Here is a 10681-nt window from a genome sequence, read left to right on the forward strand (position 1 = left end):
CCTATACCTTGAAATAACTCACCGACGATTTCAGCGCCGCGGCCGCTTCGGCGACAGACTGCGACGTGCTTGCGATCTCTTCGGCGCCGGCGGAATAGGTGTCGCTGAGGTGCGTGATGGTGTTCATTGACTGGGTTATCTCGTAGACGCCTATCTTCTGCTCTCCCGTCGCGATCTTTATGTCCTCGGACCTCGACTTGAGCATCATGACATTTTCCTGCACCGTGCTGTTCGTCTGCATCTGCGAGGCCATGGCGTTATTGATCTGCTTCATGCCGTTTTCAATGGAATCGACGCCGTGGATGATCCGCTGGAGCGTCTCCGTCGTGCCGATGATCTCCTTCATTCCCTTCGAAATCTCGACATTGCTCATCGTAATGAGGGACGTGATCTCGCTGATGCTGTGCGCCGTCTGGTCCGCGAGCTTGGAAATCTCCTCGGCCACCACGGCAAAGCCGCGGCCCGCCTCGCCGGCGCGGGCGGCCTCGATCGACGCGTTCAGCGAGAGGAGGTTGATCCGGTCCGAGATATCGTTGATGATGTTGACGATGTTCATCATGTCGTTGGAACTGCGGGTGACGGCGTTCATCGTCTCGTTCATGTTCTTGAGGGACTGCTCGCCCGCCTGGATGTCGGCGGCGATCGCCTGGGTGACGGCGAAGGTCTCCTTCACCGAGGAGCTCATCCCGTGGATGTACTGGGACAGGAGCTGCATGTGCTCGATGAGGTGCATCAGGTCGTTGAAGAGGTCCACCGTGTTGCCCGCCACGCTGCCGATGCTTGAGGACATCTCCTCCATCGACGCCGTTATTTCCTCCGCGTTGGCCGCTTCCTGCTGCGCCGATTCGGAGAACTGGTTCGACGTCGACGCCATCTGCTCGGACGACGCCGCCAGCTGGGTCGACATGGAAACGATATCGCCGGCTATGCCGCGGATCCGCTCCGAGAGGATGTTCATTGACGTACCGAGCATCCCGATCTCGTTGCCGCCGCTATTCTCAATCCTCCCGCCGGTGAAGTCCCCCTGGGCGAAGGTGACGGCCCGCTCGCGGAGCTCTGACAGGGGAGCGAAACGCTCGCTGAAGCTTTTGTACAGCAGCGCCGTGGCGATGCAGAGCCAGAACATCGTCATGCCGGCCATCCAGTAGAGGAGTGTAAGGGAGTACTTCTCAAGGTCCACCGACTCCGCGTTATCGATTTTCGACACAGCCGCATACAAGTCCCCGAGGGCGTGGTTTCCCACCGTTATAGCGGTGACGATGAGGATCAAGCACAGGACGAAGCAGATGGTGATGGCCCCGGCGACGATCTGGCCGGCCAGGGAGCCGAGGACGGTCCTTGTCCTGTCGGAAATAACATGATCCGCCTGGCGGAACATATCGAGCTCTGAAAATCTTTTTATCAGCTCCTTGGCGACGTAATTGTAATGGATGAGTGAAATGGTGATGACGCAGGCCCCGGCTATCCAGAGGTTCAGGAGCTGCTGAAACCGGATGCCGGATATGAGGGAGACCCCGATGCTCACGACGAGAAATCCCAACGTCCATCGGGCCACGATGCTTACAGAAGACAACACGTTGAAGCTGTTGAAACGTTCGCGCACGCCTATTTTCAGAATATCGTCGATCTGACCGCCGCGGTCGAGGGCGGAACAGTATTTCCTGAAGGGTCTGAATAGAAAGCGGTACCATAGCGCATTGAGTATCAGGAATATTACCGCCGTGACGCCTACGGTTATGATGAAGGCATAAACCTGTTTCTCGCTCAGCGTAACGCTGTACAGATACACGGCGACCACCAGCGGAATGACGATCAGATAGGAAATGCCGTCAGTAAGAAACATGCATTTGAAAAAAAAACGACGAAGAAGCCTTGAAGCACTATCCCTGTGTTCCATATGTCCCCCAACGAATATCTTTTTTTTGAAAAACCCTGATGGCCACACCTTGACGCCATCATAACTAATTATTCATTAAACAGCTATCGTGCCCTGTTTGTTTGTTTTGAATCGTCACGATACATCAGTCTTGCTGCAAAAAGGTCATTTCTCCTCACCCCGGCAAGGGGGGTTCGAAATGACATATTCAGAAAAGCTAAAAGCTTATTGAATGCTTCGCAATCGGGCGCGATCAATCGCAGCCGTAGCGGTGCAGCCCGATTATTTTTTTTCCTCCACTATTCGAATGGCCACGTCGTCATTGACGATTTCAGCCACGGCCGTGCCGCCTCCGGCAAGCCTGCCGAAGAGGACCTCGTCGACAAAGTATTTCTTTATCTTGTCCTGCACCAGGCGGTCGATCTCCCGGGCGCCGAACTTCGGCGAATATCCCTTGCCGCCGAGCCAGCGATAGCATTCATCGGTCACCTCGAGGACGATATGCTTCTCAGCGAGCTGCTTCCGGAAGAGATCGATCGACTTTTTCACGATCTGCACGATGACATCCATGTCGAGATCGTTGAACTTCACGACCGCGTCGAGGCGGTTCCTGAATTCAGGCGAGAAGATCCGGTCCACGGCGTCCTTGATTGCGGTCTCAGTGACCGTGCGGTCCTCGAAGCCCATCTGGGCCTTGCCGATCTCCCTGGCCCCGGCGTTGGAGGTCATGATGATGATGACGTTGCGGAAGTCCGCCTTCTTGCCGGTGTTGTCCGTGAGGGTGGCGTAGTCCATCACCTGTAGGAGCGTGTTGAATATGTCCTGGTGCGCTTTCTCGATCTCGTCAAGGAGAAGCACGGCGTAGGGCGTTTTCCTGATCGCCTCGGTGAGGAGGCCCCCCTCCTCGTACCCGACATAGCCCGGAGGCGCGCCGATGAGCCGCGCCACCGTGTGCTTCTCCTGGTATTCGCTCATGTCGTAGCGATGGAGCTTCACCCCGAGGGTCTGGGCCAGCTGCCGCGCCAGCTCGGTCTTGCCCACGCCGGTGGGGCCGACGAAGAGGAACGACGCGATGGGCCGGTCCGGGTTGCCGAAGCCGGCTCGGTTGCGCTTGATCGCCTCGCACACGTGCTCGATGGCGCCGTCCTGGCCGAAAATCTGCCGCTTCAGCTCCGCCTCGATGTCCTTCAGCCTTGTCGTTTCCGAGGAGGAGACGCTCTTTTCCGGTATCTTGGCCATCTTGGCGATGACCTTCTCGATGTCATGGACGGTTATCGAAATCTCCTCGTCGTCGCTCTCGCGGTACATCCTGGTGAAGGCGCCCGCCTCGTCAATGACGTCGATGGCCTTGTCCGGCAGGAATCGGTCGTTGATGTACTTAGAGGAGAGCTCCACCGCCGCCCGCAGTGCATCGTCGGAATATTTCACATTGTGGTATTTCTCGTAGCGCTCCTGGAGCCCCGCCAGGATATCGCGGGTCTCCTCCATGGTCGTTTCCGGGATCTCGATCTTCTGGAAGCGCCGCGACAGGGCGCGGTCCTTGTCGAAATACTTCTTGTACTCCTCGTAGGTGGTGGTGCCGATGCACTTCACCTTGCCGTGCGAGAGGAGGGGTTTCAGCATGTTCGACGCGTCCATGGACCCTCCCGACACGGCGCCGGCACCCACCACGGTGTGGATCTCGTCGATGAAGAGGATGACGTTCTTCATCCCCTGGAGCTCGGCGATGACCTTTTTCATCCGCTCCTCGAAATCGCCCCGGAACCGCGTGCCGGCTATGAGGGAGCCCATGTCCAGGGAATATATCTTCGCGTCCTGGAGGGGCCGCGGCACCTCGCCGCGGGCTATGAACTGGGCCAGCCCCTCGGTGATGGCGGTCTTGCCCACGCCGGGATCGCCCACGTGGATGGGGTTGTTCTTTATGCGGCGGCAGAGGACCTGCACCGTGCGCTCGATGATGTCCTTCCTGCCGATGAGGGGATCGAGCTCTCCCGCCCCGGCCTTTTCGGTGAGCTCCGTGGTGAAGGCCTCGACCGCTTTTTTAGCGCCCTTTTTCTTTTCCCGCACGTCCGGCTCCGCCTCGGGCTCCCCTGCCATTTCCGCTTCCCCTTCATGGTCGGGAGGATACTGCGAAATGCCATGGGAGATGTAATTCAGCAGGCTGTAGCGCGTGATCCCCTCCTCCTGGAGGAAAAAGGCGGCGAAGGATTCGCTCTCGTCGAATATCGAAACCAGCACGTCGCTTATATCCAGCTCGTCCTTCTGGGCCGAGGAGGTGTGCCAGATGGCCCGTTCGAGGACGTTCTTGAAACCCTCGGACTGGACCGGCTCCTCGGCCTCCACCGTGGTGATGTGCTTGGTGAAGAATTCCTTGATCTTGCGGCTCAGGTTATCGATGTCTCCTCCGCTCCCCCGGATGATGTCCTTCCCCGTTTCATTGAACAGCGTCGCGTACAATACGTGTTCCGGGGTGAGATATTCGTGCTTCCGCATCTTGGCCTCCTGGAAGGCGGCCATCAGTATATTGTTTAATTCGTGGTTTATTTCCATCACGCTTCCTCGTATGAGCATTTCAGCGGGAATTCCCGCGCCCGCGCCATCTGGTGAACCTGTCCCACCTTGGTGACGGCGATATCAAAGGTGTAGACGCCGCACATCCCGGCCCCCTTCTTGTGGACGTCCATCATGACCTGCACGGCCTTGGCGGAGGGCATGCGAAATATCTTCATGAGAACCTCAACGACAAAATCCATGGTGGTATAATGGTCGTTGTGAAGGATGACCCGGAACATCTTCGGCTCATCGAGCCTCTTCTCGGTCTTGAGGCTCTGATCCTCGTCAAACTGGTATCCTGCACCCCTATTATCCGGCATATTCCTCCTCCGAATATGCAGCCACTGGCATATTAATTATACAAAGGAACGGCAATTTTGTCACATTTTTAGAAAAAATATTATGCACTCTGGATCCCCTTTTTATGTCCAGACAACAGGGAATGTCGCTATTTTTCAATTCTTTTATAATCTTCCCTGGTCCAGGTCTCGGACGACCAGTCGAAGGTTTCATGGGGATGGAAGTGGCCCTTGTAGGCCATATGCCGGTTTTCTACTATATAATACCCGAGATAATAATAGGCAAGGCCCAGTGACGCTGCATGTTCCGCTTCCCTGATGACGCTGTAGGTGCCGAGGCGGTATTCCTCAAAGGATGTCCGGTAGATATAATACACCGAGCTCAACCCCTTGAGGGATAAATCTATAAAACCGATCCCTATGAGCTCCCCCCGGTGGTAATACTCGGACTGCATCGTGGGGCAGGACCTGGTGTAAAAGGCGGCGAAAAAATCATTCTCGTCGCTCTCCTTGCCGAAGCGGTTCAATGAGTGGTCGCGGTATATCTCGTATATCTCGTCCCGGTAATCAAGATCCCTGAAGCGCACCTCTATGGCGTCGCAGCGGCGCGCCACCCGGCGCTGGCTCTTGGTGGGCGCCAGTTCCCCGGCGATGACCCGCAGGGGAACGCATTTCCGGCAGTCGCCGCAGCTCGGCCGGAAGTAATATTCGCCGAACTTCCGCCATCCCCTGCTGAAAAGCTCTTCCAGGTCGGTGGCCGATAGGTCGTAGGCGAAAAAGTACTCGAACCGGCACTGTCGGTCCGGCAGGTAGGAGCAGGGCCCCCAGGGGCTCAACTGCGCTTCTTGAAGGAGTATCATAGTATCAGCTGCAGCGCCCCGAGGATGGCCATGGAAAAAACGAGGGTGTAGGAATACATTCCGCTGAATTCATTGGCTTCCTTGTTTCTGAACAACAGGTGAATGACGCCATGAAATATGAGAAAACTATTAATAATGATGGTGAAAACGCCATACGAGGCGCTGCCGCTGTTCATGATAAAATAGAGGATAATGAAGCAGAGGGGCAGATGAAGGATCGAAAATACCAGATAACCACGCTCTTCCGGCATGTCCTTCAAAACGACAAAGAGCTTCCATTCCTTTCTGCGGATTGCGTCCATCTCGTGGAGGATCAGGAGCGAAATGTTGAGTATGAAGAGATAGTTCTTAACCATATGCCGGCCCCTTATAATAATGATTTTTCATTTCAAAAAAGCATTTTTCCATTACCTTGTCATCGCGAGCAAAGCGAAGCGATCTTGCTATTGATCCAGCAATAGACCTTCTAAAAGATAACGTGTTTCATGCAAATCCATGCGGATTACTTCACCGCGCCCAGTTTGATCAGCGTGTCAATCTGATCCTGATTTGCGTTTGTTTTCCTGGATATGGTCAACGCTGTTTCCCCTGACTTGGTCACTATGTTTACATTGGCGCCTTTTTTTGCAAGATATTCAATTCCCTGGGAAAAATCATGGCTCAGGTACCCGCCCCCGCCTTTCTTTGACGCCGGGTATGACATGACGCGGGAAAGCATGCTCAGCAGCACAGATATCCCGTAATTATCCACCGAGTTGATATTACCGCCATTTTTAATAAAAAAATCTATATCATTGAAAAACTTGCTCCATCCGCCATACACCTCGGTATACACCAACAGGTCATAGAGCATTGTCTGCCCGTGTGAATCCCTGATATTTATATCAGCGCCCTTTTTCAAGAGATAGGAGCATATCTCATGATCATAACCGGCAAGATGGAGCGGGGGCGTTCCATTTTTATTGGGTAAATTCGGATCAGCGCCATGTTTAAAAAGGACCACAAGGTATTTATTAATTGTCCTGTAGTATTCCTTCTTTTGCAGCAGATGCGTCAACGGTGTTTCTCCCTTGTCGTTATAGCCATTGACATTAGTGCGATTGACCGCGCGGGAAAATGCCTTGAAATCTTCATTGTCAATCGCTATACAAATAGCATTGTTCTCCTGGGCGAATATGGAGAGCGAAAAGGCGCATATAACAATTCCGAGTAAATTCTTTATCACGACAGTTCCTCCGATTATTTCCCCTTTATATCGGATTAATTGAATATATCTCTAATAGATCCGTGGCATCAACAGTTTTATGTTTTTCATCTATTCTATCTATTGATCTGAAAAATGATTAATCAACACTTTTTCTTCAAATGTTGATTTTATTTCAATGATTATCACATAACAGTAGTTATTTTATTTTCATTTTAAGTCGATCTTGAAAAAATTCAGCGCAAGAAAAAATTTTCAACTTTTAGAGACATAATCCATAAAATAATTGACATTTTTTTGATATGTGTTATATTTTTTCATAAGCAGTTAAAAATGAAAGAAAAAATAATCATAAAAGATCTTCGCAAATCATTTGGACCCAAGGTTGTTCTTGATGGTCTCGATCTTACTGTGTACGATAGCGAAATACTCTGCATCATCGGCATCAGCGGCGTGGGAAAATCAGTCATCCTGAAAAATCTTATCGGCATTCTCGATCCCGACAGCGGCTCCATTCATGTGGACGGCGTTGAATTCACCGGCGCGGACGCTGAAACACGCCACCGCATCCTCGCGAAATACGGAATTCTCTTCCAGGGAGCGGCGCTCTTCGATTCGCTCAACATATACGATAACGTTGCCTTTGGCCTCAGAAGAAAAAAAGTCCCGGAGGAGACGATAGAAAAGACGGTGACGGAGATGCTCGAGAACGTCGGCCTCAGGGGAGTTGAATCAAAACGTGTTTCTGAACTCTCCGGAGGCATGCAGAAGCGCGCTGGACTCGCCCGGTCCATCGCGCTGCGGCCTGAGATCATGCTCTACGACGAGCCGACGACGGGTGTTGACCCCATAACCGGCGGCGCCGTGGACCGCCTCATCAAGAAGATGCGCGACACCTTCGGCATCACCTCGATCGTGGTGACCCACGACATGCGCTCCGCCTACCGGCTGGCAGACCGCATCGCGATGCTCTACGAGGGAAAAATAATTTACGCGGGACCGCCTGACATCTTCAGATCAACCGACAATGCGCACGTGCGTCAATTCATCGAGGGGAAGGCCCATGGACCGATTCATGTGCTCTGACATGCATTCACACAGTGAATGGCGCCGTGTCAGCGATGACCACGCAACGATGAAGTCGAATTTTCTGAACCAACTCGCGCTTCAATCAATGCAAGGAACGACTTCGCGACGCGATCACCCATCAGCGAAAAATATTTTCTTCATCGACGACGATACTATCATCACAAACGCGCGCATCGGGGAATTAATGCGCGAAGAAGAGCGCGACGGAATTGAAATTAAAAACAAATTTAGTGCGCTTAAAAAACATTTTTTTCTAGACAAGAAAAAATTAATATAGTACAATGCACACAAGTTCAAAAAAAGAGAGAAAGTATAAATGAATTCGTACACGCACAGCATCGGAACATTCATCGGCAAAGGCGGTACGGAAATTTTTTTCCAGAACTGGAGCGTCGATAATCCCCGCGGCATCCTCATCATCGTTCACGGCGTCGGAGAGCATTCCGGCAGATACGGCAACATCATCAATGAACTCAAGGGCTCCAACGTATCGGTGTACGCCCTCGATCACCGCGGACACGGAAAATCAGGCGGAAAGACCGGCCACGTTGAATCCTTCATGGATTACGTGTACGATCTCAAGATATTCATCGATCTCATCAAGGAAGATATCAACGATAACCGGTTGATTCTTCTCGGTCACAGCATGGGCGGCGTCATCGCCGGCAAATACGCTCTCACCTATTCCGAAGACATAGACGCACTCATCCTCTCCTCGCCCGGGTTTGTGCCGGCAATAGAGGTTCCCGCGTGGAAAACGAGCCTGGCGGGCATATTATCGCGGTATCTTCCTTCTTTCACCATGGCGACAGGTCTTGATCCCAAGGGCCTCTCCCGCGATCCGGTCGTAGTCGACGAATATGAAAACGACCGCATGGTGCACGGACAGGTGTCCGCCCGCTGGTACACGGAGATGATCAAGACCGCGGAAGAATGCATGAACAGGGCGATGGAGATCCGCATGCCCCTTCTTGTTTTTCACGGCGATGCGGACAAGATCGTCGACTACCGCGGCAGCGAAACATTTTTCAACAACGCGTCATCGGTGAGCAAAGAGCTGCATATACTGAAAGGCTTTTACCACGAGACCATGAACGACTCTGAAAAAAAATTAATTTTACCGGTCGTGGTCAAGTGGATCGGAACCGTTGTCGGCAGGAAAAAAACATCAAAAGATGCTAAAAAAAGCAAGCCGGCGAAGCCGATAATTAAAACGGCAAAGAAATCTGTTGCAAAAGCAGCAAATATATCTTTAAAGAAGGGCTCCCCCACAAGGGGCGCTAAAAACCAATAAAAAAAAGGAGTAAAAAAAATCGTGGGAACAACAAAAAAAACCGCTAAAAAAACCGTGAAGAAAGCAGCAAAGAAGACTGCGAAAAAAGCAACCAAGAAGAAAAAATAAGTTGTTAAGACGGCGGGGCAAAAACCCCGCCATTTTTTATCCTTCCGTACGTTAAAACGATTCGTTCAGCAGTGTGATTCCGACGATCCCATCTCTCCATCATAAGCATTGAATCAAGAATGACAATGGAACAGCACTAAGGCATTGAAGTGTTTCCTGCTTCTGCATGCAAAGCCATCAACCGGTTTTTTATTCCGAGAATAATGATCGGAGCAGGAAACGCGAATCATTAAAGACAGGCACGCACGAGGGGAACGGGCACCTTGCAGTGCATCCAGAGGCAGCGACATGTTACCTCCGAACCGGGCCCGAAAAACCGGATCACCTGCCGGGGTGGAAAATTGTCCCGAACAGACGGAAGCGGGATTAATCCAGGAAAACCTCTATTTTATTATTGCCGCTTCGCATGGCCCGCTTCACGGCCAGCTCGGTCTTTTTTATCAGGGCGTCAAGGACCAGGTCGTTCAGGAGATTACTGTCAACGGAATTGTTTTTCGATATCTGAGTCGGATCAAGCTCCGCAATACCGATGGCGAGGTTGATCTGCAATTTCAAATCGTTTACATCGATCGGCTTTTTTGTAAAAGCCGACATGATCCGCTTGGCGACTTTCTCGGCGTTGCCCCTCCCCGATCCGGGAAGAAAAATCAGAAAATCGGAAACCGTGTAACGTCCCAGCTTGTCATAGGGCCTGCAGGACACCTTAATCCTTCTGCCGCTCTCCACCAGGACCTCATCCATGACCGAAATGCCGTGCAGATCGACCATTTCCTTAAAATTCGTAATGGTTGCCACCATCGCCGATATATACTTCGTCTCCCGCGCGGCCCGGCCCATCTCCTTGAGAACTTCATCCAGGAGCGAGCGGCGGTTAAACAGGCCGGTCACGGGGTCTTCCTTGACCAGGGTCAGCATTTTCTTCTTGCTGCGCATCAGCTCTTCCTCGATCTTGATGATCCGCTCGGCGATCTTCATGCGGGACAGCATCTCGTCCTTGCCAAACGGCTTGAACACATAATCATTGGCGCCGGCCTGAAGGAACTTTTCAATGCCCCCTTCACGCTCCCGCGCGGTGACCACCAGGATGAAGATGTATTTACTCGTCTTGATCTTGCGTATTCGACGGCACAGCGTGTCGATATCGAAATCGCCGGAAGCCCAGTTTATTATGACCGTTTGTACCGCGTTTTTTTGTATGTCCACGGGAACATCATCGATTTTATCCGAGACAAAGAGCTTGGGTTTGTACCCCTTCAAGGAACTGGTCACCGCGGATTTGAAGGACTGGTTGCTGTTTACCAATAACACATTCATAAGTTACTCCCCTTGGGGCGGAATCGTACGCGTTCAGGCGCCGAAGGCGGACGCGCATGGCGCGTGCCGCCGCAGTTTCAGGAG

10 protein-coding genes are annotated in these 10681 nt (G+C 52.3%); 3 read left to right on the top strand and 7 right to left on the bottom strand.

What is annotated here, in order from left to right:
- Window position 1: 1 nt before the first annotated feature.
- From KA369_00835 to KA369_00860, 6 genes are all read right to left on the bottom strand, one after another.
- Entirely contained in the window at window positions 2-1897 is a 1896-nt protein-coding gene (locus KA369_00835) for a methyl-accepting chemotaxis protein (protein MBP7734492.1), read from the bottom strand.
- 261 nt (window positions 1898-2158) lie between these two features.
- Window positions 2159-4426 carry an ATP-dependent Clp protease ATP-binding subunit ClpA gene (gene clpA / locus KA369_00840; GenBank protein ID MBP7734493.1) on the bottom strand — a complete coding sequence of 756 codons (2268 nt, stop codon included), beginning with the start codon at window positions 4424-4426 and terminating at the stop codon, window positions 2159-2161.
- On the bottom strand, window positions 4426-4749 hold the full coding sequence (locus KA369_00845) for an ATP-dependent Clp protease adaptor ClpS (protein ID MBP7734494.1): 324 nt from the start codon (window positions 4747-4749) through the stop codon (window positions 4426-4428). The genes clpA and KA369_00845 overlap by 1 nt, the downstream gene beginning before the upstream one ends.
- A 128-nt stretch (window positions 4750-4877) precedes the next feature.
- Window positions 4878-5588: a hypothetical protein gene (locus KA369_00850; GenBank protein MBP7734495.1), complete on the bottom strand. Its 711-nt coding sequence runs from the start codon at window positions 5586-5588 to the stop codon at window positions 4878-4880.
- Window positions 5585-5944, bottom strand: a complete 360-nt coding sequence (locus tag KA369_00855) for a hypothetical protein (protein MBP7734496.1) — start codon at window positions 5942-5944, stop codon at window positions 5585-5587. The genes KA369_00850 and KA369_00855 overlap by 4 nt, the downstream gene beginning before the upstream one ends.
- A 146-nt stretch (window positions 5945-6090) precedes the next feature.
- A complete protein-coding gene (locus KA369_00860) occupies window positions 6091-6813 on the bottom strand; it encodes an ankyrin repeat domain-containing protein (protein MBP7734497.1) in 723 nt (240 codons plus the stop codon).
- A gap of 312 nt (window positions 6814-7125) precedes the next feature.
- Between KA369_00860 and KA369_00865 the strand changes: the two genes are divergently transcribed.
- Genes KA369_00865 through KA369_00875 form a run of 3 tightly spaced genes read left to right on the top strand, consistent with a single transcriptional unit; the run spans window position 7126 to window position 9175 of the window.
- On the top strand, window positions 7126-7878 hold the full coding sequence (locus KA369_00865; GenBank protein ID MBP7734498.1) for an ATP-binding cassette domain-containing protein: 753 nt from the start codon (window positions 7126-7128) through the stop codon (window positions 7876-7878).
- On the top strand, window positions 7856-8158 hold the full coding sequence (locus KA369_00870; GenBank protein ID MBP7734499.1) for a hypothetical protein: 303 nt from the start codon (window positions 7856-7858) through the stop codon (window positions 8156-8158). Before KA369_00865 ends, KA369_00870 begins: the two co-directional genes overlap by 23 nt.
- Before the next feature lie 39 nt (window positions 8159-8197).
- Complete coding sequence (locus KA369_00875) at window positions 8198-9175, top strand: lysophospholipase (protein MBP7734500.1); 978 nt, start codon at window positions 8198-8200, stop codon at window positions 9173-9175.
- A 474-nt stretch (window positions 9176-9649) separates the two neighbouring features.
- Here the strand turns inward: KA369_00875 and KA369_00880 are convergent, their stop codons facing one another.
- Window positions 9650-10597 (bottom strand): diguanylate cyclase, encoded by a 948-nt coding sequence (locus KA369_00880; GenBank protein MBP7734501.1) that lies wholly within the window; start codon window positions 10595-10597, stop codon window positions 9650-9652.
- Window positions 10598-10681: the final 84 nt, after the last annotated feature.

This window comes from Spirochaetota bacterium (genome assembly GCA_017999915.1).
Lineage (GTDB): Bacteria > Spirochaetota > UBA4802 > UBA4802 > UBA5550 > RBG-16-49-21.

What these genes read in the sequence shown, in the direction of transcription:
- clpA (MBP7734493.1), bottom strand. Translation starts at nt 4,426, where the DNA reads ATGGAAATAAACCACGAATTAAACAATATACTGATGGCCGCCTTCCAG.
- KA369_00875 (MBP7734500.1), top strand. Translation starts at nt 8,198, where the DNA reads ATGAATTCGTACACGCACAGCATCGGAACATTCATCGGCAAAGGCGGT.
- KA369_00880 (MBP7734501.1), bottom strand. Translation starts at nt 10,597, where the DNA reads ATGAATGTGTTATTGGTAAACAGCAACCAGTCCTTCAAATCCGCGGTG.
- KA369_00870 (MBP7734499.1), top strand. Translation starts at nt 7,856, where the DNA reads ATGGACCGATTCATGTGCTCTGACATGCATTCACACAGTGAATGGCGC.
- KA369_00845 (MBP7734494.1), bottom strand. Translation starts at nt 4,749, where the DNA reads ATGCCGGATAATAGGGGTGCAGGATACCAGTTTGACGAGGATCAGAGC.
- KA369_00865 (MBP7734498.1), top strand. Translation starts at nt 7,126, where the DNA reads ATGAAAGAAAAAATAATCATAAAAGATCTTCGCAAATCATTTGGACCC.
- KA369_00850 (MBP7734495.1), bottom strand. Translation starts at nt 5,588, where the DNA reads ATGATACTCCTTCAAGAAGCGCAGTTGAGCCCCTGGGGGCCCTGCTCC.
- KA369_00855 (MBP7734496.1), bottom strand. Translation starts at nt 5,944, where the DNA reads ATGGTTAAGAACTATCTCTTCATACTCAACATTTCGCTCCTGATCCTC.
- KA369_00835 (MBP7734492.1), bottom strand. Translation starts at nt 1,897, where the DNA reads ATGGAACACAGGGATAGTGCTTCAAGGCTTCTTCGTCGTTTTTTTTTC.